The organism is Acinetobacter sp. FDAARGOS_724, from assembly GCF_013364475.1.
GTDB lineage: Bacteria > Pseudomonadota > Gammaproteobacteria > Pseudomonadales > Moraxellaceae > Acinetobacter > Acinetobacter variabilis.
Map to the genome: position 1 here is coordinate 2,085,468 of NZ_CP054908.1, position 25,753 is coordinate 2,111,220.

General features: G+C 42.2%; 24 protein-coding genes and 1 pseudogene. 14 read left to right on the forward strand and 11 right to left on the reverse strand.

What is annotated here, in order from left to right:
* Nucleotides 1–91: 91 nt before the first annotated feature.
* The 5 genes from FOC32_RS11165 to FOC32_RS11185 all read left to right on the forward strand — a co-directional run bounded on the left by FOC32_RS11165 (nt 92) and on the right by FOC32_RS11185 (nt 5,009).
* A complete protein-coding gene (locus FOC32_RS11165; protein WP_175967451.1) occupies nt 92–757 on the forward strand; it encodes an NAD-dependent epimerase/dehydratase family protein in 666 nt (221 codons plus the stop codon).
* Between the two features lie 12 nt (nt 758–769).
* A complete protein-coding gene (gene rraA, locus FOC32_RS11170; RefSeq protein WP_175967453.1) occupies nt 770–1,279 on the forward strand; it encodes a ribonuclease E activity regulator RraA in 510 nt (169 codons plus the stop codon).
* A 101-nt stretch (nt 1,280–1,380) separates the two neighbouring features.
* Entirely contained in the window at nt 1,381–2,178 is a 798-nt protein-coding gene (locus FOC32_RS11175; RefSeq protein ID WP_175967455.1) for a glutathione S-transferase N-terminal domain-containing protein, read from the forward strand.
* A gap of 225 nt (nt 2,179–2,403) precedes the next feature.
* Nucleotides 2,404–3,087: a response regulator gene (locus tag FOC32_RS11180; RefSeq protein WP_175967457.1), complete on the forward strand. Its 684-nt coding sequence runs from the start codon at nt 2,404–2,406 to the stop codon at nt 3,085–3,087.
* A 59-nt stretch (nt 3,088–3,146) separates the two neighbouring features.
* Entirely contained in the window at nt 3,147–5,009 is a 1,863-nt protein-coding gene (locus tag FOC32_RS11185) for an ATP-binding protein (protein ID WP_175967459.1), read from the forward strand.
* Between the two features lie 85 nt (nt 5,010–5,094).
* On the opposite strand, the gene FOC32_RS11190 is transcribed toward FOC32_RS11185, so the two are convergent.
* Genes FOC32_RS11190 through FOC32_RS11200 form a run of 3 tightly spaced genes read right to left on the reverse strand, consistent with a single transcriptional unit; the run spans nt 5,095 to nt 7,265 of the window.
* On the reverse strand, nt 5,095–6,264 hold the full coding sequence (locus tag FOC32_RS11190; RefSeq protein WP_175967461.1) for a cupin domain-containing protein: 1,170 nt from the start codon (nt 6,262–6,264) through the stop codon (nt 5,095–5,097).
* 24 nt (nt 6,265–6,288) lie between these two features.
* Nucleotides 6,289–6,882, reverse strand: a complete 594-nt coding sequence (locus FOC32_RS11195) for a Maf family protein (RefSeq protein ID WP_175967463.1) — start codon at nt 6,880–6,882, stop codon at nt 6,289–6,291.
* Nucleotides 6,882–7,265 (reverse strand): DUF2237 family protein, encoded by a 384-nt coding sequence (locus tag FOC32_RS11200; RefSeq protein WP_175967465.1) that lies wholly within the window; start codon nt 7,263–7,265, stop codon nt 6,882–6,884. Before FOC32_RS11200 ends, FOC32_RS11195 begins: the two co-directional genes overlap by 1 nt.
* A gap of 141 nt (nt 7,266–7,406) precedes the next feature.
* On the opposite strand from FOC32_RS11200, the gene FOC32_RS11205 reads away from it, so the two are divergent.
* The 4 genes from FOC32_RS11205 (at nt 7,407) to FOC32_RS11220 (ending at nt 11,124) form a co-directional block, all read left to right on the forward strand.
* Nucleotides 7,407–8,594, forward strand: a complete 1,188-nt coding sequence (locus FOC32_RS11205) for a phosphoglycerate kinase (RefSeq protein ID WP_034170329.1) — start codon at nt 7,407–7,409, stop codon at nt 8,592–8,594.
* Nucleotides 8,595–8,748: 154 nt separating this feature from the next.
* Complete coding sequence (locus tag FOC32_RS11210; RefSeq protein ID WP_004786119.1) at nt 8,749–9,027, forward strand: hypothetical protein; 279 nt, start codon at nt 8,749–8,751, stop codon at nt 9,025–9,027.
* 119 nt (nt 9,028–9,146) lie between these two features.
* Nucleotides 9,147–10,184, forward strand: coding sequence for a class II fructose-bisphosphate aldolase (gene fba, locus FOC32_RS11215; protein WP_004786117.1), 1,038 nt, complete (start codon nt 9,147–9,149; stop codon nt 10,182–10,184).
* Between the two features lie 85 nt (nt 10,185–10,269).
* The gene (locus FOC32_RS11220; protein WP_175967467.1) at nt 10,270–11,124 is read left to right on the forward strand and encodes a DMT family transporter; all 855 of its coding nucleotides are present in this window, start codon (nt 10,270–10,272) and stop codon (nt 11,122–11,124) included.
* On the opposite strand, the gene FOC32_RS11225 is transcribed toward FOC32_RS11220, so the two are convergent.
* Together FOC32_RS11225 and nfsB are read right to left on the reverse strand one after the other, a co-directional pair.
* Entirely contained in the window at nt 11,087–11,314 is a 228-nt protein-coding gene (locus tag FOC32_RS11225; RefSeq protein ID WP_005235329.1) for a hypothetical protein, read from the reverse strand. The genes FOC32_RS11220 and FOC32_RS11225 overlap by 38 nt on opposite strands.
* Nucleotides 11,315–11,421: 107 nt before the next feature.
* On the reverse strand, nt 11,422–12,075 hold the full coding sequence (gene nfsB, locus FOC32_RS11230) for an oxygen-insensitive NAD(P)H nitroreductase (RefSeq protein ID WP_175967469.1): 654 nt from the start codon (nt 12,073–12,075) through the stop codon (nt 11,422–11,424).
* Between the two features lie 245 nt (nt 12,076–12,320).
* Between nfsB and hpaI the strand changes: the two are divergent.
* Together hpaI and FOC32_RS11240 are read left to right on the forward strand one after the other, a co-directional pair.
* Nucleotides 12,321–13,116 (forward strand): annotated as a pseudogene (gene hpaI / locus FOC32_RS11235) (4-hydroxy-2-oxoheptanedioate aldolase).
* 652 nt (nt 13,117–13,768) lie between these two features.
* Nucleotides 13,769–13,987: a hypothetical protein gene (locus FOC32_RS11240; protein ID WP_004786100.1), complete on the forward strand. Its 219-nt coding sequence runs from the start codon at nt 13,769–13,771 to the stop codon at nt 13,985–13,987.
* A gap of 38 nt (nt 13,988–14,025) precedes the next feature.
* On the opposite strand, the gene FOC32_RS11245 is transcribed toward FOC32_RS11240, so the two are convergent.
* Both FOC32_RS11245 and FOC32_RS11250 read right to left on the reverse strand, forming a co-directional pair.
* Nucleotides 14,026–14,751 (reverse strand): UDP-2,3-diacylglucosamine diphosphatase, encoded by a 726-nt coding sequence (locus FOC32_RS11245; RefSeq protein ID WP_175967471.1) that lies wholly within the window; start codon nt 14,749–14,751, stop codon nt 14,026–14,028.
* A 120-nt stretch (nt 14,752–14,871) separates the two neighbouring features.
* Nucleotides 14,872–15,381, reverse strand: a complete 510-nt coding sequence (locus tag FOC32_RS11250; protein WP_004786097.1) for a peptidylprolyl isomerase — start codon at nt 15,379–15,381, stop codon at nt 14,872–14,874.
* A 430-nt stretch (nt 15,382–15,811) separates the two neighbouring features.
* Between FOC32_RS11250 and FOC32_RS11255 the strand changes: the two genes are divergently transcribed.
* Both FOC32_RS11255 and FOC32_RS11260 read left to right on the forward strand, forming a co-directional pair.
* A complete protein-coding gene (locus tag FOC32_RS11255; protein WP_175967472.1) occupies nt 15,812–17,539 on the forward strand; it encodes a glutamine--tRNA ligase/YqeY domain fusion protein in 1,728 nt (575 codons plus the stop codon).
* Nucleotides 17,540–17,605: 66 nt separating this feature from the next.
* Nucleotides 17,606–18,517, forward strand: a complete 912-nt coding sequence (locus FOC32_RS11260; RefSeq protein WP_175967474.1) for a bestrophin family protein — start codon at nt 17,606–17,608, stop codon at nt 18,515–18,517.
* Between the two features lie 151 nt (nt 18,518–18,668).
* On the opposite strand, the gene FOC32_RS11265 is transcribed toward FOC32_RS11260, so the two are convergent.
* The 4 genes from FOC32_RS11265 to putA form a co-directional block, all read right to left on the reverse strand.
* Complete coding sequence (locus tag FOC32_RS11265; protein WP_175967476.1) at nt 18,669–19,232, reverse strand: lecithin retinol acyltransferase family protein; 564 nt, start codon at nt 19,230–19,232, stop codon at nt 18,669–18,671.
* A 382-nt stretch (nt 19,233–19,614) separates the two neighbouring features.
* Nucleotides 19,615–19,839: a hypothetical protein gene (locus FOC32_RS11270; protein ID WP_004786091.1), complete on the reverse strand. Its 225-nt coding sequence runs from the start codon at nt 19,837–19,839 to the stop codon at nt 19,615–19,617.
* Between the two features lie 242 nt (nt 19,840–20,081).
* Nucleotides 20,082–21,164 (reverse strand): tRNA (uridine(54)-C5)-methyltransferase TrmA, encoded by a 1,083-nt coding sequence (gene trmA, locus FOC32_RS11275; RefSeq protein ID WP_175967478.1) that lies wholly within the window; start codon nt 21,162–21,164, stop codon nt 20,082–20,084.
* 179 nt (nt 21,165–21,343) lie between these two features.
* Nucleotides 21,344–25,099 carry a trifunctional transcriptional regulator/proline dehydrogenase/L-glutamate gamma-semialdehyde dehydrogenase gene (gene putA / locus FOC32_RS11280; RefSeq protein WP_175967480.1) on the reverse strand — a complete coding sequence of 1,252 codons (3,756 nt, stop codon included), beginning with the start codon at nt 25,097–25,099 and terminating at the stop codon, nt 21,344–21,346.
* Between the two features lie 118 nt (nt 25,100–25,217).
* Here putA and FOC32_RS11285 point away from each other — a divergent pair, with 118 nt between their 5' ends.
* Complete coding sequence (locus tag FOC32_RS11285) at nt 25,218–25,715, forward strand: Lrp/AsnC ligand binding domain-containing protein (protein WP_004786082.1); 498 nt, start codon at nt 25,218–25,220, stop codon at nt 25,713–25,715.
* Nucleotides 25,716–25,753 lie beyond the last annotated feature (38 nt).

Genomic DNA, 25,753 nt, shown 5'->3' on the forward strand with positions numbered 1-25,753 from the left:
AAGTCTTGACATGCTTTGACAACATTTTAGTTGCAGAAAAATTCTAAAGAAAACGTTAGATTAGTATCTAAGCAGGGAGATCGTACAAAAAATGACTAAAACCATTACATATCCTATCGTGATTGGCGCTACAGGCTTGGTCGGAAAGACTTTGGTGCAACAGCTGGCAAATGAACCAAGTTGTAAGCGTATTAGCGTCATCGTGCGTAAACATCAACCAGAATTTGAACAATGGCACAAGGTCAAACAGGTGGTCATTGAGGACTTTTTAATGCTCAATGACCAGGATGTCAGTGGCCATACCCATGCCTTTAGCTGTCTGGGTACTACCTTAAAGAAAGCCGGCTCCAAAGAAGCTTTTTATAATACCGATTACACCATCAATGCCCATTTTGCCGAACTGGTGCAGCAAACGGATGCTCATTATCTGTTGATTAGTGCGATGGGTGCCAATTCAAAATCCAGACTGTTTTATAACCGGGTAAAGGGTGAATTAGAGGATTATATCCAGAGCTTGTCTCTGGAGCGTATCAGCTTGTTCCGACCGTCTTTGTTGATTGGTGAGCGGGATCATCAGCGTTTACTGGAAGACGCGGCACAGAACCTGTTTGACAAGTTTTCGCATTTTATCCCCGATTCTTTTAAATACAAGCCAGTGACAGCAGAGCAGGTGGCTCATACTATGGTATATGCAGCGCTGAATCAGACTGTGAAATTTGAAATTTATGATAATTTAGCTATACAAAAAATGAAATGAGGGTAAAAAATCATGTCCAGCGTACCATTTGTAACTTGTGACCTGCTTGATGATAATCCGGATAAAGACCTGCAGGTAGTCGCCCCATGCATGGATGGCAAATTCTTTAGAAGTTATGGCGCACGTAAAAGCTTTGGCGGCCAGATTGTGACCGTAAAATGTTTTGAAGATAACTCTCGAGTAAAAGAGTTATTGGCGACAGACGGTACCGGCAAGGTTTTGGTTGTAGATGGTGGTGCTTCTATGCGCTGTGCATTGATGGGTGACCTGATTGCTGAATCTGCGGTGAAAAACCACTGGAATGGCGTGATTATCTACGGTTGTGTGCGTGACGTCGATGCGATTGCAGAGCTGGATCTTGGTGTGCATGCACTGGCTTCAATTCCACAGAAGAGCAATCGTAAAGGTATTGGGGAAGTAGATGTGCCGCTTTATTTTGGTGGTGTGACCTTTAAATCGGGTGAATACGTTTATGCCGATAACAATGGTATTGTCCTGTCCAAAGAACAATTGGTGGACTAATTCCGGTTATTGAAAATATACAAAAACAAGCTATACCGTGGAAGTTAGGCAGTTTAGATTGCTGCTTTCACGGTTTGAAAATAATAAAGAGGACAGACGATATGTTAGGCCATCAGATTAAAGTAGCACAGGCATTGGCATCCGCATTTCTGGAAGGTGGACGTGGTACGACCGGTACACCATTTCCGAATCAGCCTGAAAAGCCTCTCAAGCTTTATGAATATGAAGGATCACCTTTTTGTCGTCGTGTCCGTGAGGTCATGACTTTACTGAATCTCGATTATGAAGTGTATCCATGCCCACGAGGCGGTAAACGCTTTCGTCCCGAAGTGAAACAGCAGGGTGGCAAGCTTCAGTTTCCATTTTTAATAGATGAAAATACTGGAGATAAGCTATACGAATCTCAGGATATTATTCATCACTTGTTTAAGCATTATGGCAAGACGGGTAAAACACCAGCCAAATATTCAAATTATCCCAAAGTGCCGGTTGCTGCCATTGTAGGTACGATGGTGAATGGGCTACGTGGTGGCATGGCTAAACCGTTGTCGAAGAATACCTCTGCACCTGAACAGCTTCTTGAACTATGGGGCTTTGAAGCTAGTCCTTATACCCGTATTGTCCGAGGCGTATTGTCTGAGCTTGAAATCCCTTATATCTACCATAATGTGGCGAAAGAACGCTGGCAGGATCAAGGTCTAGCAAAACTGCGTTTAAAACCGGGGAAATATGAACCCTTACCAGGGGGTAAACGTGAACAAGTCTTAAAAGTAATGGGGAATAATATCCAGGTTCCTTATCTGGTTGATCCAAATACTGGTGTCAAGATGTTCGAATCTAAAGATATTGTGGAGTATTTGAAGCAGCAATACGGTTCTGAAAAGAAAAGCAAAAAATAAACTGCTGTTTAATATTTAGAAGCTACAAAAAAATGCCATCTTAAAATAGATGGCATTTTTATAGTTTATAAATTTGAATTTTCCAAGAACAAGAACTCTGCTTCCAAAATTATTCATACTTATGCCTGCTCATAATAAAGTTAAAAAAACTCATGATTTTTCTTCTTTTTTTGTTTATATTTTAATTTCAATGGGGTAATAAGAATAACGATAAGGGGTGTGCTTATGACAGCACAAGACGCCGTACTACCGGTACCTGTATTAATTGTTGAAGACCAATATGTCATTCAGTGCCGTTTAAAGAACATATTAAAGGATCTAGGGTATAGCGATGAGGTATTGCTATTCGCCAATAATGTCAGGGAAGCCGAATATCTTCTGCAACAAGAACCCTTCTGTTTAGCACTGATTGATCTTGGATTGCCAGATGGAAATGGCATTTCCATTATTGAAAAAATACATGAGCTCGGTTCACAAACTTTGATACTCGTCGTATCCGCTTGGAGTACTCAGGACAGTCTGCTAAAAGCAATTAAAGCAGGAGCAACTGGTTATGTACTCAAGGAACGCGATGATACAGAAGTGAGTCTGGCAATTCGCAGTATTTTGTGCGGCGGCGCACCCATTGATCCTTTTATTGCGCGTGAAATTCTCAAGCAGATTTCCAGTTCAGAGCCATCTTCCTCCTTGGAGCAGATCGTACCTGATCCTGAACAGGAAAGCCTGACCCAACGGGAAAAAGAAATTCTTTCATTGGTGGCACAGGGGCTCAGCAATCGTGAAATTGCTGATGAACTCTGTGTGTCACGTTATACCGTTGAAAGTCATATCAAGCATATTTACCGCAAACTCTGTGTCAGCAAGCGGACCAAAGCAGTCAGCACGGCCCGGCATTTAGGTATTCTTTAGTGCGAATGCTGTCTGTTAGCAAGATGTTTAGACAAGGATTAAGGTTCTTCGCTCTATTGATGATAGGGAGCTGGCTGAGCCTGTTCTCTTGCATCAGTCTGGCACAGAATAATTTTCAGATTAACGAGCTTTGTCAGGTGAACATTGAACAGCAACAAAAAGTTCAAGTGTCGAGCCATCTCGAAATTCCGGAGGGAGGCTGGCAACCTGTGACATTGCCGGATAACTGGAAAAATAACTGGCCGAAATATAATGGGGGTGCCTGGTATAAAATTCGCTGGGGTTGGTCTTGTCGGGACAATATACGTCTGGCTGAACCGATTGTTTTTGGGATTGACTATCTGAATTCTGCTGGAGCTGTTTTCCTAAATGATGATCTGCTGTGGTCGGATCAAAATCTGCAAGAGCCTTTGTCTAAAAGCTGGAATGTATCACGTTACTGGATTTTGCCTATTGCAGGCTTGAAGCAGACAGACAATGAACTGCTGATTTATGTACGAGGTTATAGTTTTCAGGGTGCAGGGCTTGGCAGAATTGAATTCCATAATGTTATTGCCAATGACCAGCATTACTCAAAAAAGATCTGGGATCGCCGTACGCTCTTTCAGATCAATATGATTCTATCCGGTACGATTGGAGTCATTAGCCTGATTATCTGGCTATTCCGACGTTCAGAAACCACTTTTGGCTGGCTCGCGCTGAGTTCATTATTATGGATTTTGTTTATCTCCAATGTGTTAACAACAGAAAACTTTCCCTTCTCATCAAGTATCTGGGCGAGTAAAGCCAATCTGATTTTCTTTATCCTCTATATGCACTGTTTTTGTCTGTATCTAATTCGGTTCTTAAAGCAGAAATTTCAGCGTTTGGAGCGGGGACTTATCGGGGTTACTGCTTTATTCAGTGTATTCATCATAGCCAGTTCTTTAGAGTATTTAGAAGCGGTGCTCAGTGTCGCTTTTGTCTCATATGTGCTGCTTTATATTAGTTGCGTCATGTATGTCAGCTACTGGGCCATTAAAACCCGCAATGGGGAATATCTGTTCCTGATGCTTTGTCTGTGGGGAATTTTGCTGTGTGTCATTATAGATTTGATCATTCTGGGTCAAAGGGCGGTTAGTGAATTCTCACCCTTATCACCTTATACATCACCGATTATTATCCTGTTTGTTGTGCTAATTATGGGGACACGACTGAATGGTAATATCAAAAAGATCGAAAAATTTAATACGCAGTTAGAATCCAAAGTACGGCAAGTCAGTGCTGATCTAAATAAAAGCTTGAGTGATCAGCATAAGCTGGAACTGGATAATGTGCGTTTGCAGGAACGGATTAATCTATCACATGAACTGCATGATGGACTGGGGGGCTCGATTGTACGTTCCATGATTCTGGTGGATCAAAGTACCGAAAATATTTCTAACCGGCAGTTTTTATCCATGCTGAAGCTGCTTAGGGATGACCTGCGTCAAATCATCGATAGCGGTTCTTCTATTGACAATAAAGTGCCTGAAACGCCAGTGATCTGGATTGCGCCAGTACGTTACCGATTTACCCAGTTGCTGGAAGAAATGGATATCGCCGTAGAATGGACTTTTCCCAAAGTCTGGCAGCGTGAACCTACAGCTTTGCAATGTCTGACCCTGATTCGTGTGGTAGAAGAAAGCCTGACCAATATTATCAAGCATAGTCAGGCCACAAAAGTGAGTGTGAGTATGGAATATACACAACCACATCAACTGACTTTAAAAATTCAGGACAATGGGGTTGGTTTTAATCCAGAGATGGTGCAGAAAAACGGCATGAGTATTGGTATGCGCAGTATGAAAATGCGCATTGAACGTATGGGTGGAATGCTGGATATTCAGTCTGTAAAAGGTAATACCTGCGTACACGTGGTGATGGAACTCTATCAGCCTTAATCATCTCAAAATTATCCAGACATAAAAAAGGAGGACCATATGATCCTCCTTTTTTTATAGATTTAAATGACCAAGATATAAAAACTTACTCTTCTTCAGCCGGTGGCACTAGCATCAGTACAGAATCATTCAATAGCTCAGCAACATCCTCCAGCATATCTTCGTCAGCGAAATCTTCATCCAGTAAGACACGCTCACCATCAGCAATCTGCTTCAGTTTTGCGGTAAATGCTTCAGAAATACAGATTCCTTCACCATTGGCCCAGAACAAGGTTTCACCGTCTTCTTTTGTATAGAGCAGGCGTGAAGCGGGTTCGAGCATCAGGCTATAGCCTTGATCAAGTGCTTCTTCCAGATCGCCTGTACCAATTTCTTCGGCTTCTGGGATATTCTCTTCATATTTTGGTTCTGACATCAGGCTCATGATGGCGTCTTCAAGCACATTGGAGTTATGCAACTGCTCCATAATTTTGCCTTTCAGATATTCAAGTTCATTGCCTGTGACTTCACCCGCAGCACTAATTTGATCACGAATAATGTCAGTCAATGGATTGCGTAAGACTTCATTTTCCGAAAATTTATCGCCTACACGGTCCATCATGTCACTGACATTTGGCATACGGAAACCAAAAGAGAAAGTCAGACAGTCATCTTCTGCTACGCCGTAGTGGGAAAGGCCGGGTGGAACATACAGCAAATCACCAGGAGCAAGGACTTCATCAAAATTCACATCCATTTCTGGCAATAATTTTAATGGCTGTCCCGGTACAAGTTCGGTCTCGGCATCACACATTTGCCCCAGTTGCCAGCGACGATGACCATAGCCTTGAACCAGAAAAACATCATAAAAGTCGAAATGTTGACCGACTGAACCGCCTTGAGGCGCATAAGACACCATGATGTCATCACGACGCCATTGAGGGATAAAGGCAAACTTTTTCCAGAGTTCAGACAGGTCGAACGAATAGTGATCCACAGCTTGAACCAGTAAAGTCCAGAGCTTAGGCATCTTCTGGAAATCAGCTTTTAATAAAGGAGATGTCTTTACCGACCACTGATTTGGATCACGATCTTTCTGCTTGATTAGACGTGCAGTGACATTTTCTTCAAGTGCCAGCTCCATGACATCATCAGGCTCTAGCAGACCTGCGATTTCAGGCATGGCATTACGTACTAACAGCGGTTTTTTCTGCCAGTATTCGGCAAGGAATTGTTCAGCGGTAATACCGCCTAAAACGTCTAGAGGTAGGGACATAAATAAAGCCTAAAATAAAGGAGATTAAGGAACTAAAATCTTTAGCTCACGCAGAATATTGCATAGCTGAATCATTGGCATACCCATCAGGGTAGTTTGATCCTGCCCGATCATGGTTTCAAATAGGCTAATCCCAAGACCTTCACATTTAAAGCTACCGGCACAATGCAGGGGCTGTTCGATCTCTACATAACGCTCAATTTCTGCTTGAGACAGTTTGCGGAATTTGACTTTATAATGTTCTACCAGCGTACGTTCAAAACCGGTAGATTTCTGCTGAACGCTGAGTGCTGTACTGAAGTACACAATCTTGTCCGAATTGGCCTGTAACTGGCGAACTGCTTTTTCAGCAGTTAAGGGCTTACCCATAAAGATATCTGGTGCGCCTTCACGCCAAGCTACCTGATCAGAACCAATTACAATCGCATCAGGATGTAGCTCAGCGACATGACGAGCTTTTTTAAAAGCTAGGCGTTTAGCTAATTCATCCGCATGATTTTCACCTTGGGGTGATTCATCTATGTCCGGGACGACCGATACGTAATCAAGACGTAGACGGTTCATCAGTTCTTTACGGGTCTGGCTGGAAGAAGCCAAGATGATTTTTGCGGTATTCATTAGACAGCGTATTCTTCTAAAATATGGAGAGGAACATAAGCAAGGACAGCTTTGTGACAGGCTTGCAGCTTGACCGGTGGTGCTTGTCCAGCTTCATAAGCTTCTACCCAGCGTGTGACGCAGATACACCAGAAATCACCAGGTTGCAGTCCAGGAAATCCCAGTTCTGGTAATGGTGTAATCAGGTCATTGCCCACTTTCTGGGAAAAATTCAGAAATTCAGAGGTCATCTGTGCACAGACAGTGTGCTGTCCCAGATCGGTAGGTGCGGTATGGCAAAAGCCATTACGGAAATACCCAGTAATAGGATCAAAACAACAGCTCGCCAAAGGCTCGCCCAGAACATTGAGACGGTTAAGATTAGGATCAGGATGTATCGACATAGGTACTGAATCTGGAAGAAGCTTTTTTCTATCATAACAAAACTTTGGCATTCATAATGTTTTCTGCAAAAGATGCTAACCTTTTTCTGCATAATCATTTAAAATCGCCTCGTTTTTAATATCTATAAAGAGAGCTCTACAATGAACTTTCAGCGTATGACTGACCTTGACCTGATGGGTAAACGTGTTCTGATCCGTGAAGATTTAAATGTACCGGTTAAAAATGGTGTAATCACTAGCGATGCGCGTCTACGTGCTGCATTACCAACAATTAAAGCTGCAGTAGAAAAGGGCGCGGCTGTCATGGTGTATTCTCACCTTGGTCGTCCAGTTGAAGGTGAGCCGAAGGCTGAACAGTCTCTTGCACCTGTAGCAGCTTATCTGACTGAAGCATTGGGTCAGGAAGTAAAACTTTTCACAGACTATCTAAATGGTGTTGAAGTTCAGCCGGGTCAAGTGGTTTTACTGGAAAATTGCCGTTTCAACATAGGTGAAAAGAAAAATAATCCTGAACTTGCAGCAAAATATGCAGCCCTTTGTGACGTATTCGTGATGGATGCGTTCGGTACTGCACACCGTGCAGAAGCATCAACTGAAGGTGTCGCTCGTTTAGCTAAAGTAGCAGCAGCAGGTCCTTTATTGGCGGCTGAACTGGATGCATTGGGTCGTGCATTGAAAACACCTGAAAAACCAATGGTTGCGATCGTTGCGGGTTCTAAAGTTTCTACCAAGCTTGATGTTTTGACTTCATTGTCTGACATCTGTGATCAATTGATTGTTGGTGGTGGTATCGCAAACACGTTCCTTGCAGCTGCTGGCTACAATGTAGGTAAATCACTGTGTGAAAGTGATTTGATCGACACAGCTAAAGCAATTGCAGCAAAAGTTTCTGTTCCGCTTCCAACGGACGTTGTGGTTGCTGATGCATCTGAAATCAACTTTGATGACTTCCTAGGTTCATTGGCTGCTGCTAAAGCGGTTGTGAAAAAAGTTGAAGATGTTGCTGACAACGATATGATCCTTGATGTAGGTCCAGAAACTGCAAAAGCATTTGCTGAAATTTTGAAAACGTCTAAAACGATTCTTTGGAATGGTCCAGTGGGCGTATTTGAAGTCGATCAATTCGGTGAAGGCACGAAAACTCTATCGTTAGCGATTGCTGAATCGGAAGGTTTCTCGATTGCAGGTGGTGGTGACACGCTTGCTGCGATTGATAAATACGACGTTGCTGACAAAATTGGCTATATCTCTACAGGTGGCGGTGCATTCCTTGAATTTGTCGAAGGCAAAACCCTTCCTGCAGTTGCGGTACTCCTAGAACGCGCTTAATTGCATGTTTTAGCCTAAAAAAGCTGGCCAAGTGCCAGCTTTTTTATGTCATTTTTTTGACAGCAGAAACTTACCATTCATGGCTCCGTCATTAAAATGCAATAAATCTGTCATAAGATGCAGACATTAAATCACCAAATGACGAGATTACGTGATGAAAAAACAGTTAACTTTAGCGGCATTATTGGCAGCATCATTGGCACTGACTGCATGTGCGAAACAGGAAAATGCCCCAGCAGCTGAAGCAGAAGCTTCGGCAGCCGTTGCAGATGAGACTGTAACGCCAGAACAGCAAGCAGCGATTGATGCAATTGATCAGCCGGTTCTAGATGAAAAAAATACCGACATTCCTGCTGAAATTGCGAATGCTCCGGCAGATGCAGCGACTGCAGACGATTCAGTCGCAGCAACTTCGGAAGCTGTGGCACCTTAATTAGGTCAATGTGAGACAAAATCCCTGCAAATGCAGGGATTTTTTTTAAATAGTGTTATTTGTTGCTGAATTGAAACCTTTGTGCATGTAGAATATGTGGCATTCACTGGGAGGATATTATGGCTCTTATTTCATTGCGCCAGCTCTTGGATCACGCCGGCGAGCATGCTTATGGCGTACCAGCATTTAACGTAAACAACTTAGAACAAATGCGTGCCATTATGTTGGCAGCAGACCAAACAAATTCACCTGTAATCGTACAGGCATCTGCGGGTGCACGTAAGTACGCAGGTGCACCGTTCTTGCGTCATCTGATTTTGGCAGCAATCGAAGAATGGCCACACATTCCAGTGGTAATGCATCAAGACCACGGTACCAGCCCTGACGTATGTCAACGTTCTATCCAGTTAGGCTTCTCATCAGTGATGATGGATGGTTCTTTGGGTGAAGACGGTAAAACACCAACTTCATATGAATACAACGTTGATGTGACTCGCCGTACTGTACAAATGGCACATGCATGTGGCGTTTCAGTAGAAGGCGAGATCGGCTGTCTGGGTAGCCTTGAAACAGGTATGGCAGGCGAAGAAGATGGTGTAGGCGCTGAAGGCGTACTTGACCATTCTCAACTGCTAACTTCAGTTGAAGAAGCTCGTCAATTCGTTGCAGATACCAATGTTGACGCATTAGCCATTGCAGTGGGTACTTCTCATGGTGCATACAAGTTTACTCGTCCACCTACAGGCGATATTCTTGCAATTGACCGTATTAAAGAAATTCACGAGGCACTGCCAAATACTCACCTTGTAATGCATGGTTCTAGCTCTGTGCCGCAAGAATGGCTGGCTGTGATTAACCAGTATGGCGGCGACATCAAAGAAACTTATGGTGTTCCTGTTGAGCAACTGGTTGAAGCGATCAAACACGGTGTTCGTAAAATCAACATCGATACTGACTTGCGTCTGGCATCAACTGGTGCAATGCGCCGTATGATGGCTGAAAAACCAAGCGAATTTGATCCACGTAAATTCTTCAGCGCAACTGTAGATGCAATGAAGCAAATTTGTATCGACCGTTACGAAGCATTTGGTACTGCAGGTAATGCAGACAAGATTCGTCCAATCTCTTTAGAGAAAATGGTTGAGCGTTATAAATAATTCATTGTGAATAATTTATAAAAAAAGCCCACAGCGAATGTGGGCTTTTTTATATATAAATCAAGATGAAGAATAAGAGCAGCATATGGAACTGATTTTTATTGCAGCATTATGTAGTGTTGCAGTCTCAATACTCTTAAAAATTGCTAAAAATAGAGGCATGAGTCCAATCCACATGATTAGCTGGAATTATGTCACAGCTAGCATATTGTGTTTTTTTTGGTTCAAACCAGACATCCAGCATATTTCCATGAGTCAGACTCCATGGCTATTGATTCTGGCGCTTGGCGTTTTATTACCGAGTGTATTTCTATTTCTGGCCAAATCATTACAAACAGCAGGAATCTTAAAAACTGAAATTGCCCAGCGATTATCAGTGGTATTATCACTGGCCGCTGCTTATTTCATTTTTCAGGAACAATTTAACCAGCTCAAGATACTGGGTATTGTCTTAGGCATAAGTTCCGTACTGTGCATTCTATTTTCACACCGTCAGGCATCAGAAAGCTCCAAGCAGGGAATGTTTTTTCTAGGCCTAGTGTGGTTTGGTTATGCACTGATTGATGTCTTATTGAAATATACGACCAGCCTCGGTTTGCAATTTGCTGTGGCACTGAACTTGATGTTTATCTGCGCCATGATTCTGTCGATGATCTATCTGCTGCTGCAATATCGTCATCTGGGTTCTGGCAAGGATATTAGTTTTGGTCTGTTATTAGGTGTGTTGAACTTTGCCAATATCGCCTTTTACGTCAAAGCCCACATGATGCTCAAAGATACACCAGCGATTGTATTCGCGGGTATGAATATTCTGGTGGTGATTTTTGGTGTGATTGCAGGTTTGCTCATCTTTAAAGAACGACTCAAACCTGCAAGTACGATCGGGCTGATTCTAGGCGTGATTAGTGTTGTTTGCCTAGCATATGCAATGTCTGTTTAACATAGGAAGATGCAAATTCAAGCGGATAACGTAACAGGTCTTCTTTTTCAGCCCGTCCAAGTAATAAGCCGGCCTGTTTGCAGTCTGGACAATGCGGATAACGATGCTGGGCATTAGCATAGTGATGTAAATAGATCTTATCGCAGTGTTTGCATTCGAATTTTAAAGAGCTGGCCGGTAAAACAGACATAGGTACCTCTAATTGTTATTCTAGTTGGATGTTTGGAGAATAAAGCAAAAATTAGGCCCGAATTAACAAGAAAAGGGGCACTAGGCCCCTTTTATAACATAAAATGCTTACAGTTTGGTGAAAATATCTTCAGCTTGCAGGCGGGATTTCGGCAATTTGGCATTGAAATCATTTTCACTGCGGTAACCTAAAGTAAGCAGTACCGATGGAATCAGGCCTTGTTCAGCTAACTGTAATTCCTCACTCAGAATGTCTTCATCAAAACCACCGATCGGTGTGGCATCAATACCTTCACTTCCTGCAGCCAGTAAGATCTGTCCCAGTGCAATAAAGGTCTGGTTTTCTGCCCAGCGCTGAATATCACCTTTTTCATTACGATAATAATGTACATAGCCGGTACGGGTATTCTTTTGACCTTCTTTGGCGCTCTCATCTTTAAAACGACCACTGAGATCATCACGATTTAACAGATTGTCCAGATGTAACTCGTCAATATCGGCTTTGGTACAAAATAAAATGGTATGTGAAGAGTCCAGCACTTTGGGAGCATTGTAGGCATAAGTTCCAACTAGTGCTTTGGCAATACGCTGTTTAGCGGCATCATTGTCGGCAATAAAAAAATGCCAAGGCTGAATATTAATCGAAGATGGGGTCAGGCGTAAGATTTCTAATAAACGTTCAAATTGTTCTGCTGGAATCTTCTTGTTAGGGTCGTAAGCTTTAGTGGTATAACGGGTTTGAGCGATCTTGAGTAAATCCATTGATGGACTCCAATCTTTTGATAAGGCGTTTAGAAATATGCTTTAGGCATCTAGATTTTTCTGATCAAAAGATTATTACAATAAAAACATCATCGGCAAAGTCTATATTTATATAATCTTGAGTGAAATTTTATGAAAAACTAAGAGTTAAATCAGATAAAAAGCAAGCTTTTGTATATTGGCAGTTTCTGGTAACAGGAGTTTAATAAGAGCTTCAGGCAATAGCATGCAAGATAGGTGGGCCGATGCAATATACCAATTACTTTAAACGTAAATTAAAGACGCAGCAGCAAATTGGCTTGTGGGTCAGACTAGCTGAGGCGTATGGGACAGAAATTGCGGCAAATGCAGGCTATGACTGGCTCTTGATTGATGGTGAGCATGCCCCAAGCGATTTAAGAACAACGCTCTCTCAATTACAGAGTATCGCTGCTTATTCATCGCAAGCTGTAGTACGCCCCCCCAATAGGCAGTGTATAACTGATCAAGCAGTTACTCGGTATTGGCGCACAGACCTTATTGATTCCTATGGTAGAAACTGTGGAGCAGGCCGAATTAATGGTCAAAGCAGTCCGCTATCCACCAGAAGGAATTCGTGGTGTGGGTGCTACATTAGCACGTGCGACACGCTGGAACAGTATCCCGAATTATTACCAGACTGCTCATGAAAATATCTGTTTATTAATTCAGATCGAATCAGTGACAGGTCTAGAAAATCTGGATGAAATCCTCAAGATCGATGGGATTGATGGTGTATTTATTGGGGCGGTAGATCTTTCAACGACTATAGGCTATCAGGGGAATCCAAACCATCCTGAAGTACAAAAAGCAGTAGTAGATGCCATTCAGCGGATTCGTGCATCTGGTAAGGTTGCTGGGATTTTATCGACTCAGCATGAAGCTACTCAGAAATATCTGGCGCTTGGAACTGAGTTCGTTGCAGTGGGTGTTGATATCAGTGTGCTAATGAATTCGCTTCGTGAACTTTTGGCAAAATATAAACCTGATGCTGAAGTCATCAAGTCAGAAGGCGGTTATTGATCATAAAAATATCTGAGAGTCGTAAATTATGATTTCTCAATATTTATTACTTAAACAAAAGATATTTTATAAAAGCTCTGATTTGTCAGAGTTTTTTTTATCTACTTTAACTATAGTAATTTAAAAATAATATGGGTGGGGATTGAAAAATGAAACCAGAAGAAATTGATGTATTTTATGAGCAGCAAAAACAGATCCATGGGTAAAAAAGCAACAACGTTACCGTTTAGGGCAATGTATTTTATTCGTCTTTATGCTGATTTATATCTTAGTTACTGGATATCTGGCAGTTTTAAACTTTCTTGATTCAGGTGATTTGATCTCTGGCTTTAGTATCATGATGTTGATCGGTTTGTTTTATATGTTGAAATACTTCTTTACTGGACATTTAGATATGCGAAAAAGCATCTGAAAAATACCACTCTTGACATATGTCATTACAATGTAATTTTGCTATTTGGTCAAAAAAGAGTTATAAGATAATTACTTTAAAGCGAATACTGTTTTCGCTGGTTTATTTTTAGCTGATTGTGATACACGAACGACAGGTTTTCCTGTTAAAAAAACTCTAGCAAACCCAGAAATAAGATTTATTTTTAGTCTATAGCTCTCCTTGTTTAATCACAAAAAGCTCATATTATGAGTGAATATTTTGAAAAATTTAAATACATGGTCTATCGCGACCGCCATTAATGGTTGTGAAATTCAAGTCAAAGTTGTACCAATGCAACGCCAGCAAAATACCATCAATGGTATGATTATGGTCAATGTGGGCAAGATGATTGAACTTGAAAACGGTGAACAATATCCATTTAATCTGGATGGTAAAAGTTTCTATACTGGTTTTAACCAGTTATATCGTTTAAGTTAAATAAAATATAAAAAGCAACTGTTCGCAGTTGCTTTTTTTTATGGGTAATGCCAGATTTTTAGCTGAATGTTATGAATATCAATATCAGAGCTGTGCAGCTCTAAAATCTCAGCATAATCAGCTTTCCAATCTCCTAAAACAATTCTTTTTTTACCATTTACATCATGCATTGCTGCGCGGTGAGTATGTCCGTGAATCAGTACATCTGCTTCTTTGAGAGCAGCTTCTACCGCAGTTAGATTTACATCCATAACCTCATAGCTTTTCAATTGCTGTGCTTCATGGCTTTTCTTGCGGAAACCATTAGCGAGTCTGGTACGAAAGCTAAGTGGCATTTTTCTTAAAAAACCTAAAATCCAGGGATGGCGGATGACTTTTCTGAAACGCTGATAGGACACATCATCGGTACAGAGTGCATCACCATGTTCGATCCGATATCGGAGTGAACCTATATTTAAGCTGGTCATTTCAGGTAAAAGCTGTCCGGAAAATTGATCCAGAAAATCTTGGCCTAAGGCAAAGTCACGGTTACCGATGAGAAAATAGATTTGATTGCCGGCTTGATTAAACTGTTTTAAAGCACTGATGATTTCATCCAGCCAGGGAGCAGTGTAGTCATCTCCAATCCAGGCATTGAACCAGTCGCCCAAAATATACAGTTGGGTATTTTTATGCTGATAAGCTGCCAATAAATCTAAAAACCCCCGAACAAGTCGAGGGTGATCAGGTGACAAATGTAAATCTGAGATAAACAGATAGGTCACGAATCTTTTCCTTATTTTTTTAATCCCTCCCGACCTCCCTCTGTAAAAGTGAGGAGAAAAACCATCTTTAAAAATGGTGGTTCCCTCCTTTATTAAGGGAGGGTTAGGGAGGATTTAAAATTACTCAGAAATGATTTTTGCAGATTCGATCACAACGTTCTCTAAAGGAACGTCAGCGTGGTAGCCACGGTTCCCAGTGCGAACGCCTTTGATTGCATCAACAACGTCCATGCCTTCAACTACTTTACCAAATACGGCATAACCCCAACCTTGTGCAGTTTTGCCAGTGTGGTTAAGGAAAGAGTTGTTTTTCACGTTAATGAAGAACTGAGCAGAAGCAGAGTGAGGTGCTTGAGTACGTGCCATTGCAATGGTACCTACATCGTTGCTTAAACCGTTGTCAGCTTCGTTTTCAATCGCATCCCGTGTTGCTTTTTCTTTGAAGTTTTCATCCATGCCGCCGCCCTGAATCATGAAACCATCAATAACGCGGTGGAAAATTACGCCGTCATAAAAACCGTCACGTACATATTGCAAGAAGTTAGCTACTGTTTTAGGTGCTTTTTCAGCGTTTAATTCAAGAACAATACGACCTTTATTGGTGTTTAATTCGACTTGAGGAAAACTCATTGTGTAATCTCCTAATCATGGACTAATGCCATGGTTTTTTCTGAATGAAGGAAGCATAAGCAAACTACAATCGACAAGGCAAGCAAAAACATAATTTTCTTTGTTAAAAACATAAAAATCGTATCTTATTTATGCATTGATTTACAAAGTCATTTCTTCGAGATCATTCGTCTTTATAAAGCTTGTCTGACCCTAAGAGCATGCACTGATCTGTTGGCTCAGTCAAAAGCGGATATTTTACGATTTGGTAAGCTATTGTATTTTCCAATTTGAAAATGAACGAATTGAAATCAAATACCTAAGTTAACGGTTGAGAGATCATTCACCTATAGTTAAACTAAAGAACCTTTATTTAGTGAATACAGTTAGGCCGCGTGAGCTACTGCATATTCATTAATCCCTTTTTAACTTTAGAAGTGAATGATTAATCATGAAGCCAAATGATGTTGTGACGTCTCTGCCCGACAACCCGACCCAAAATAAGAATGCAGTCGATTCAGCGCAGCAGCAGGAACAACAACCAGGCTTAGACTTTGTACGTCAGGTGATTACTGACGATCTAGCAGCTGGCCGTACCCAGCAAGTGGTCACCCGTTTTCCGCCTGAACCAAATGGTTATTTGCATATTGGTCATGTTAAAGCGATCTGCCTGAACTTTGGTATTGCTGAAGAATTTGGTGGCCTGTGCAACCTGCGTTTTGATGATACCAACCCCGATGCAGAAGAGCAGGAATATGTGGATGGTATTGCCAATGATGTGAAATGGCTGGGCTTCCAGTGGAATGGTGAACCACGCTATGCATCAAGTTATTTTGACCAGTTATATGCATGGGCAATTCAACTGATTGAACAGGGCGATGCCTATGTGGATCTACAAACTCCGGAAGAGATCAAGCTAAACCGCGGTAACTTCGTAGAGCCAGGTAAAAACTCGCCACAACGCGATGCGACTGTGGAAGAAAACCTTGAGCGTTTCGAAAAAATGCGCACTGGTGAATATGCTGAAGGCGAAGCGGTATTGCGTGCCAAGATAGATATGAACTCGCCAAATGTGCATATGCGTGATCCGATTCTGTATCGTATTCTGCATTCTGCGCATCACCAGACTGGCGATAAATGGAAAATTTATCCAATGTACGACTATGCGCATCCATTATCAGATGCGATTGAAGGCATTACACACTCACTTTGTACACTGGAATTCCAAGATCACCGTCCATTCTATGACTGGGTGGTGGAAAAAGTTAAATCGCCATCTGTGCCACGTCAGTACGAATCTAGCCGCCTGAATGTTGATTACACCATCACTTCTAAACGTAAGCTGCGCAAGCTGGTTGAAGGTGGTTATGTCAATGGGTGGGATGATCCACGTATGCCGACTGTTGTGGGTATGCGCCGTCGTGGTTTCACCCCTGAAGGTCTGCGTGATTTCTGTAAGCGTGTAGGTGTGTCTAAAGTCGATGGCAGTATCGTTGATGTAGCAATGCTTGAATATTGCATCCGTCAATCTTTAGAAAATACTGCAGCTCGCGGTATGGCAGTATTGAATCCATTAAAAGTGACTTTAACCAATCTGCCAGCGGATATGGATCTTACTCATTCACGTCATCCAAACGTGGATATGGGCGAACGTATTATTCCGCTCACTTCAGAAATCTATATCGACCGTAAAGACTTTGAGGAAGAGCCACCTAAAGGCTTCAAACGTCTGATTCTGGGCGGTGAAGTGCGTCTTCGTCATGCTTATGTCATCAAATGTGATGAAGTGATTAAAGATGCGAACGGTGAAGTAGTTGAACTGAAGTGCTCAATCGATCCTGAAACTTTAGGTAAAAATCCTGAAGGCCGTAAGGTAAAAGGTGTGATTCACTGGGTATCTGCAAGCAAAGGTGTTCCTGCTGAAGTTCGCATTTACGATCGTCTGTTCACTGAATCTGATCCAGAAACTGGTGATGACTTCCTGGCGAATCTGAATCCTGAATCATTGAAAGTGGTTCAAGCAGTTATTGAGCCTGCACTGGCTCAAGCAAAACCGGAAGATCGTTTCCAGTTTGAACGTGAAGGCTATTTTGTAGCGGATCAATATGATCATACAAGCAACAAACCAGTATTCAACCGTATCCTGGATTTGAAAGACAGCTTTAAACCTGGCAAATAATTTAAGCTAAATCTCTAAAAAGCCCAACTCAGGTTGGGCTTTTTCAATCGTGGCAGGGAAGAATGAATGATTGTTCGTGATAAAAGTAATAGCTTTAGTCTGCTGTTTGCATGGCATGGCACAATTTTGCCTAAAGTTTTGCCTGCCTTGGGGCTGGTAATTTTTCTTTCAGGCTTGCTAGTTTATCTGCGTCAGGCGCATTTTTTTAGCTTTCCTGCAGTGCCAGCCATTGGCTTTACCATCTTCGGGGTGATTCTGTCGATCTTTCTCAGCTTTCGTAATACCGCCTGTTATGACCGCTGGTGGGAAGGACGCAAGCTGTGGGGAGCGCTGATTGCTACGACACGTCATTTATGTCGTGATAGTTACGTCCTTGATGATCAGTCACGTGAAATCCTGTTGTATCGAATGATGCTGTTCACTCATTTATTACGTGACCGTTTGAGACAGCAACAGCAAAGTATTCAGCATTACCAGGCCCACACTAGTTTTGAAGCTGCTACATATGAACAATTGCCCACGCATATCAATGCATCACAATGGGTACTGGAACAGATCCAGAAAGATTTGGTTCTGCTCTATAAACAGGGCAAAATCACAGATATTATTTATAATAACCTGAATCAGCATACAGTGACTTTAGGCGATATACAGGCGGGTTGTGACCGGATCCTGTCGACGCCGTTACCATTTTCCTATTCGGTGCTGTTGCATCGTGCTGTTTATTCTTTCTGTTTTATCCTGCCATTTAGTCTGGAAGCCAGTCTTGGTTTATGGACTCCGATTCTAGTCGGCCTGATTGCTTATATGCTGTTAGGGTTAGATGAGCTGAGTGCGGAACTGGAAGAGCCTTTTGGGCTTCAGGATAATGATCTGCCTTTAGACTCTATTGTGAGATTGATCGAACGTGAAACCCTGAGTTCTTTAGGACAAGAACTACCTGAAGCGATTAAAGTCCAAAAAGCTTATTTAACTTAGGTTTAAACTGATTTTATTGAAAGGCTAATCATTAAATAAATCAAATTTTATTGAAAGGCTAATCATTAAATAAATCAAATGAAAGTCATCTTATTTTTAAATTATTTTTGAATAGCTATCTTAAAAACTTTAATAGCAAGAAACTAAAACCTTAACGATGTTTTAAATGATTACCAAGATCTGGGCTATTGTTTTTGACCTGCTCATGTAGCTCACGATATCGCTCTAAACGTTGTTTGGCCTTGTCACGAAGCTTTTTCTTGATATAGAGGGCTAGAGCGAAACAGGTGGTCGTCAAGGTCAGGAAAAGGCTATTCATAAAGCTCATCATGGAGCTGATATAACCGATCGTCGTCAGACGGTTCATCATCTGAATGACTTGCGGGCTGCTTTCTACACCAGTGATTGCCCAAGTACAGAGATGTTCACAATTATTAATAATCAGGTGATAGTTATTTTCATGCATTCTGGAACGCATACGACGAACCACTTTACGGCCTTTGTATTTTGCTGAAGCATAATACTGGATCTGAATCGGTTTGCCGTTGCTGAATTTCTCAATTGAGGTGATTTCAATTGGATGCTTCTTAAATAAATGTGCAAAACCGGAATAGTGGATGACACGACCACGCCCGGCATAAATCCCGTGATGAGTATAACCGAAATGTTTAACCATAAGATGCGCACCTATGGGAAACCGTTTAGTTCGCTGCATGTAAAGATTAAGCCATTTAACAACAAGTGTATTTTAAACAGCAAGTGTACTGTTTTTTTGTGAATTAATCGATGTTTTAGGGCTTAATTCTATCCAGAATTCGTTATCTAGACAGTCATTCTTAAATTTCTTGAATCTTATAAATGCTGTATGTGAACTGATTAAGGCAGACCTAAAATTATAATATTTAAATAGCCTAAGCAAAGATGAAAGCCACTAATCTGCATATTTGAAAAGAAATAAAGATATAGACACTTAGGTTTAGATATAAGGAGTAGGTTCCATTTGATTGAAAGCAGAGAGGGGTAGGCAAAAATCCAAATGATAGATATAAAAAAAAGCATTTGCGTATGCAAATGCTTTTTATCAAGACCTAAGCTGCTTATTGCAGCGGCAGGTGCTGAAGTTCATTGAGTTCTTTACGGCTGTAACCGCGAGAAGCTAGAACTTTTTTGATTCCTATAATGATATCTTCATCAGTTGCTTTAGACAGTGCTTCAAGGAGCTGTTCATTTGTCTTGCAAGAGCAATCATTTTCAACACAAGCAATCTGGTTCTTGTGTTCATTTTGTTGTTCATCTGAAAACAACTTCTGCCAGAAACTCATAGAGCCTTCATACACAACCTAACATAGGGTGAAATATATCCAATTTAATAAATAAAGCAATAGGACCTATGTGATAAAAGCAGCAGTCAGTATTTTAAATTTTCGATTGTAGAAGAGATTTTAAACGATATTATTTGATTGAAACAAGATAATTCATGGATAAGTTACTAATTTTATGTATAAAAAATGGAGCTAACAAAAGCTCCATTTATGTAACAAAAAAATAAATTGAAACAATATTTTTAGCGTTTTTCCAGTAGTACTCCGGACTCTACATGATGGGTATAAGGGAACTGATCGAATAGGGCAAACTTGGTAATTTTATGGGTTTGGGACAGTTGTTTCAGATTGTCATGTAATGTGTCCGGATTGCAAGAAATGTAGATGATTCGTTCAAAGCGCTGTAGCAGTTTCAGTGTTTCATCATCGATCCCTGCACGTGGGGGATCGACGAATAACGTATCGAAGTCATAAGTTGACAGGTCAATATTGGCTTCTTGTAGACGGCGGAAAGTACGATCACCATTAAAAGCTTGTGTAAATTCTTCCGCAGATAGACGTGCTACCTGAATATTGTCGATACCGTTCTGCTCGATATTCCATTCAGCCGCATACACAGATGACTTGGCCAACTCAGTTGCCAATGCACGACGGAAACGGGTAGACAATGGCAGGGTAAAGTTACCATTGCCACAGTAAAGCTCTAACAGGTCTTTATCAGACTGCTGCGCGGCATTACATGCCCATTCCAGCATTTTCTGGCAGACTTGTGCATTCGGCTGGGTGAAGCTACTTTCGATCTGTTTGTACTGATATTTGCGGTCAAATACACTGAGTTCCTCTACGACAAACTCATCGCTCAAGACAAATTTCTGGCCACGGCTACGACCAATCAGCTTGATCTTTAATTTTTCAGCTAGTGCTTTAGCTGCAGGTTCCCAGCTTTCATCCAGCTTGCGGTGATAGATCAGGGAAACCAGTACTTCACCTTTGAGTGTTGCCAGGAAATGCACTTCAAATAGGCGGTGACCCAGAGTTGCATCGGCTTTGAAGGCTTCTAGTAATTGCGGCATTAAGTCATTAATACTGCGGTCAGCCACAGGGAATTCATTAATACGGATCACTTTCTTATTATTGTTCTCATCACGCTCAAACATGGCATAGAACAGGTCATCTTCAGTATGCCAGATCCGGAATTCAGCACGCATGCGATAGTACTGTTCAGGCGACTCAAATACTTCAAGGGCAGGTGGTTGATATTCGGCAAATTGCGCGCTAATGCGTTCAACTTTGGCATCCAGTTGTTGCTGATAAGATGAGGTCATATGCAGTAAAAAATCGCAAATATTTTGAAAGCCAAGATGGTAGCAAAAATTTGCTGTTCTGCCTAAGACTATTCAGGGAAACAGGTTGGAAAAGCAGTAAAAAAAAGGCCAAATCTTCAAAGGGGAGAGATTTGGCCATAAGAGGAAAGGGATTAAAATAATCTCAGTACTAAAGCTTTTTACAGACCTGACATGGTCATGAGACTGGCATTGCCACCTGCAGCTGCGGTATTGATACTGATTGCACGTTCAATTACGAAACGCTCCACTGGAATCTCATAATCTCCTGAGCTTAAATGCGTGATACCTACAATAGCTCCTTGTCGTCTTGCAATACGTTGCTGCAAATCCATCAATGCAGAGGTCTCGCCATGATGCAGTACAGCTTCAAAATCACCTGATTCAATATCCTTGATAACTTTAATGGCCTTCACCACACTCGCGGGCATACTTTGCAGATACTTGAGTATAAAAGTATTGTCTGCCAGTACAGCCGGACGGCTACCGACCGATAAAATTGACAAGATTTGCTGAATCTGATCCATATCATTTTCTGCTAGTGATAACACACTCTCACGCGGCAAGATCATGTACTGGTTTTCTTCACCCGTTGGACCTTGTAGGCTAAAGCTATGTACCGTTGTAATCTGAGCAGGAGCTTGCAAAGAAACTCTTGGGAAAGTCTTGTTTACCCAGGCCTTAAAGTCCTCTAACACCGGATTTCCAAAGGAAGCTTGGGCAGGCTGCATGGCATAAGGCTGAGCCAGTTTCTTCTCAGACACCTGATGCATTAAACGGTAGATATAAAGTGGACCGCCAGCTTTAGGACCAGTCCCAGACAGACCTTCACCACCGAAGGGTTGTACACCCACCACAGCACCGACAATATTGCGGTTGATATACAAGTTCCCGACATGCGCTTTTGAAATCACGGTTTGCATGGTTTCATCAATCCGGGTATGTAGGCCCATGGTTAGGCCATAACCTTTACTATTGATCTGATCTAGAAGTTGTGGCAGCTCACCGGCTTTATAGCTAATCAGATGCAGCACTGGACCAAAGACTTCACGTTCAAGATCATTCAAATTCGGCAGTTCAATCAAAGTTGGTGGGATGAAGGTACCTTGAGCTAGATCAAAAGCATCCTGATTAAACATTAGTTGATGAACTTTATGACCTTTACTGCGCATCTGCTCAATATGTTCCTGGATGTTTTGCTGTGCTTCGGCATCAATCACAGGACCGATATCCATTTTGAGTAGAACCGGATTACCGACTCGCAATTGCTGCATTGCACCTTTTAGCATCTTACGTACGGTATCTAGATTATCTTCCTGTACGCAGAGCACACGCAGGGCAGAACAGCGCTGACCAGCACTGTCAAAGGCTGAGTTAACTACATCCAGCACAACCTGTTCGGTGAGCGCAGACGAATCTACGATCATGGCATTCTGACCACCAGTTTCGGCAATTAAAGTGACGCTTTCGCCAAACTGATTCAGGCGTGCTGCGACAGTTTTTTGCAGAATCTTCGCTACTTCGGTTGAACCGGTAAACATGATGCCCTGGATGCGTGAATCTTGGCTGAGTTGAGCACCAATGGTTTCACCACGACCCGGTAATAATTGCAGTACATCTTGTGGAATACCCGCTTCCCAGAGAATCTGCACAGCTTGAGCGGCAATCAACGGAGTCTGTTCAGCAGGTTTTGCGATGACTGTATTGCCAGCAACCAATGCCGCCGAAATCTGTCCGGTAAAGATCGCTAACGGGAAGTTCCAAGGACTAATGCAGAGTACAGTTCCTAAAGGCTGAATATGTACATCATTAGACAGGTCCAGCATCTGGCCAGCATAGTAGCGTAGGAAGTCAATCGCTTCACGAACTTCGGCAATCGCATTGGCATAGGTTTTACCGGCTTCACGAGACAGTAGAACCATCAGTGGCAGTAAACGTTGTTGCATCAGGTCGGCGGCTTTGTTTAGGCAAGCAGCACGTTCATTCTTTGGCAGATTACTCCAAAAACTTTGTGCATTCACTGCCTGAGTCAGGGCAATTTCTGCCTGTTCAGTGGTGGCTTCATAGACAGTACCAACAACGTCCTGATGCTGTGCTGGATTGATAATCTGTACTGGATGACTACTATCGATTTCTGAGAAAGCAGTACCCATTGCAGCAGCCTGGAATTGACTATTCGCTAAGTCTGTTGCAACTTCATTTAAGGCTTGCAGGTTTGCATCATTGGCCAGGTCCAATCCGGACGAATTTGATCGCAGAGCACCGTATAAATCTTTTGGATAAGGGATTTTCGGATGTTTAGCACCTAAGGCATTTTCCTGTTGGGCTGCTTTTAAAATGGTTTGACGTGGATTCTCAATCAGGTCTTCGACTTTTAAATTTTTGTCGGCAATGCGATTCACGAATGAAGTATTGGCGCCATTTTCTAACAGACGACGCACCAGATAAGCCAGTAGAGTTTCATGGTTCCCGACAGGTGCATAGATCCGGCATGGAACACCGAGTTTTCCAGCAGCTTTGTCACCCACCACATTTTCGTATAGTGGTTCACCCATGCCATGCAGACACTGGAATTCGTATTGACCGGTATAATAACGTTCTGGATTGGCTAGTTGGTAAATAGTGGCAACAGTCTGCGCATTATGCGTCGCAAATTGCGGGTAGATATAGTCCGGTTCTGCTAATAGTTTTCGTGCACAGGCAATATAGGATAGGTCAGTATGCACTTTACGGGTAAATACCGGATAATCTGACATGCCTTCAATTTGAGCTTTCTTGATTTCGCTATCCCAGTAAGCGCCTTTCACCAGACGAATCATCAGGCGTTTCTGGCTGCGTTTAGCCAGATCAATGATGTAATCCACGACATAGAAGCAGCGTTTCTGGTAAGCCTGAATCACGAAACCAATGCCTTTCCAGTTATTGAGTTCAGGTTCAAAACACAGGCGTTCTAAAAGCTCTAAGGAAATTTCCAGACGCTCGGTTTCTTCCGCATCGATATTCAGACCGATATTGTACTTTTTCGCCAGAACCGCCAGATTCAGTACTTTGCTATACAGTTCATCATTCACACGATCCATCTGTGAGCGTTGATAACGTGGATGCAGCGCAGACAGTTTAATGGAAATACCCGGGCCGTTATAAACATCTTTATCTGTTGATGCCTGACCGATGGCATGAATTGCATTTTGATAATCCTGATAATAACGTTCTGCATCCGGATCGGTTAGTGCTGCTTCACCCAGCATGTCATAAGAATATTGGAAACCTTTTTCTTCCAGACGTTCGGCATTTTTCAGTGCTTCATCAATGGTTTCGCCAGTCACAAACTGTTCACCCATCATACGCATCGCCACATCGACCGCCTTGCGGATAATGCCACGGCCACTGCGTGCCAAAAGGCCAGTTAACAGACTTGACAGGCTTTTCTGTTGTGGGGTTTCCATCAGCTTTCCGGTCAGCATCAGTCCCCAGGCCGCAGCATTGACAAACATCAGCTGGCTTTGCCCGAGATGTTCTTTCCAGTTGCCCTGATTGATCTTGTCACGAATCAGCAGGTCGCGGGTCGCCGTATCCGGAATACGCAGCAAAGCTTCTGCCAGACACATCAATGCGATACCTTCCTGAGAAGACAGCGAAAATTCCTGTAATAGCCCTTGTACAATGCCGGCCTTGCCACCTGAACCTTTACGTTCACGCAAGGAATGCGCCAGATCAAAAGCCAGGTTTTGGATTTTGTCCGTCAGTTCAGAGGAAATTTCACTATGTTCCAGCAGGGTTTCCACGCACTCGGATTCTGCACGTCGCCATGCAGAATTAATGCGCTGTTCATATTCATTTTTATCCTTAAATTCAGCAATATAATTCGACTGCTGCATGGCATTCGAGTGCGAATTTGGGCGTAGGGTGGTGGACATAGTGACTTCCTGTACTGCGTCAAACGGTTCTTTGAGTTGAATGAGTTTTAATCTATAATCCCAAAATAATTGACGAATATCTCACTATAGTTTGTATCATTTTTAGAGAATAATGCTAATGAATAGCCCTTATTTAAGCCTTGACCGAATAGATATTCGCATCCTTGATTTGCTGCAGTCTGAATCGAAAATTTCCAATATTAAACTGGCAGAAATGGTGAATCTATCACCAACTGCGGTACTGGCGCGTGTACAAAAACTAACCAAGGAGGGATTTATTCTCGGTTATGAAGCGCGGCTCAATCCAATTATGCTGAATAACGGTTTTGTGGTCTTTGTCGAAATCCTGCTGGATAAAACCACACCGAATGTATTGGAAGAATTTTCCGAGGCGGTACAGCATATTCCCGATATTGTGGAATGTCATATGATCAGTGGAGGCTTTGATTTCGTAGTGAAAATTCGCTGTGCCAATATGGATGAATTCCGAAAAATCTCCGGTGATATTTTGTGGCAATTACCGGGGGTAAAAGAAACCCGTAGTTATCCGGTCATGGAAGTGATCAAGGAAACCCAGCAGATCAAGTTGAAAATGCCGGCTAAAGCTAAGGTATAAATTCAGACAAAACAAAAGGGACATAAAGTCCCTTTTTA

Excerpts from the sequence above, each read along its gene's own strand:
- FOC32_RS11165 (WP_175967451.1), top strand. The coding sequence starts at position 92 with ATGACTAAAACCATTACATATCCTATCGTGATTGGCGCTACAGGCTTG.
- rraA (WP_175967453.1), top strand. The coding sequence starts at position 770 with ATGTCCAGCGTACCATTTGTAACTTGTGACCTGCTTGATGATAATCCG.
- FOC32_RS11175 (WP_175967455.1), top strand. The coding sequence starts at position 1,381 with ATGTTAGGCCATCAGATTAAAGTAGCACAGGCATTGGCATCCGCATTT.
- FOC32_RS11180 (WP_175967457.1), top strand. The coding sequence starts at position 2,404 with ATGACAGCACAAGACGCCGTACTACCGGTACCTGTATTAATTGTTGAA.
- FOC32_RS11185 (WP_175967459.1), top strand. The coding sequence starts at position 3,147 with ATGATAGGGAGCTGGCTGAGCCTGTTCTCTTGCATCAGTCTGGCACAG.
- FOC32_RS11190 (WP_175967461.1), bottom strand. The coding sequence starts at position 6,264 with ATGTCCCTACCTCTAGACGTTTTAGGCGGTATTACCGCTGAACAATTC.
- FOC32_RS11195 (WP_175967463.1), bottom strand. The coding sequence starts at position 6,882 with ATGAATACCGCAAAAATCATCTTGGCTTCTTCCAGCCAGACCCGTAAA.
- FOC32_RS11200 (WP_175967465.1), bottom strand. The coding sequence starts at position 7,265 with ATGTCGATACATCCTGATCCTAATCTTAACCGTCTCAATGTTCTGGGC.
- FOC32_RS11205 (WP_034170329.1), top strand. The coding sequence starts at position 7,407 with ATGAACTTTCAGCGTATGACTGACCTTGACCTGATGGGTAAACGTGTT.
- FOC32_RS11210 (WP_004786119.1), top strand. The coding sequence starts at position 8,749 with ATGAAAAAACAGTTAACTTTAGCGGCATTATTGGCAGCATCATTGGCA.
- fba (WP_004786117.1), top strand. The coding sequence starts at position 9,147 with ATGGCTCTTATTTCATTGCGCCAGCTCTTGGATCACGCCGGCGAGCAT.
- FOC32_RS11220 (WP_175967467.1), top strand. The coding sequence starts at position 10,270 with ATGGAACTGATTTTTATTGCAGCATTATGTAGTGTTGCAGTCTCAATA.
- FOC32_RS11225 (WP_005235329.1), bottom strand. The coding sequence starts at position 11,314 with ATGTCTGTTTTACCGGCCAGCTCTTTAAAATTCGAATGCAAACACTGC.
- nfsB (WP_175967469.1), bottom strand. The coding sequence starts at position 12,075 with ATGGATTTACTCAAGATCGCTCAAACCCGTTATACCACTAAAGCTTAC.
- FOC32_RS11250 (WP_004786097.1), bottom strand. The coding sequence starts at position 15,381 with ATGAGTTTTCCTCAAGTCGAATTAAACACCAATAAAGGTCGTATTGTT.
- FOC32_RS11255 (WP_175967472.1), top strand. The coding sequence starts at position 15,812 with ATGAAGCCAAATGATGTTGTGACGTCTCTGCCCGACAACCCGACCCAA.
- FOC32_RS11260 (WP_175967474.1), top strand. The coding sequence starts at position 17,606 with ATGATTGTTCGTGATAAAAGTAATAGCTTTAGTCTGCTGTTTGCATGG.
- FOC32_RS11265 (WP_175967476.1), bottom strand. The coding sequence starts at position 19,232 with ATGCAGCGAACTAAACGGTTTCCCATAGGTGCGCATCTTATGGTTAAA.
- FOC32_RS11270 (WP_004786091.1), bottom strand. The coding sequence starts at position 19,839 with ATGAGTTTCTGGCAGAAGTTGTTTTCAGATGAACAACAAAATGAACAC.
- trmA (WP_175967478.1), bottom strand. The coding sequence starts at position 21,164 with ATGACCTCATCTTATCAGCAACAACTGGATGCCAAAGTTGAACGCATT.
- putA (WP_175967480.1), bottom strand. The coding sequence starts at position 25,099 with ATGTCCACCACCCTACGCCCAAATTCGCACTCGAATGCCATGCAGCAG.
- FOC32_RS11285 (WP_004786082.1), top strand. The coding sequence starts at position 25,218 with ATGAATAGCCCTTATTTAAGCCTTGACCGAATAGATATTCGCATCCTT.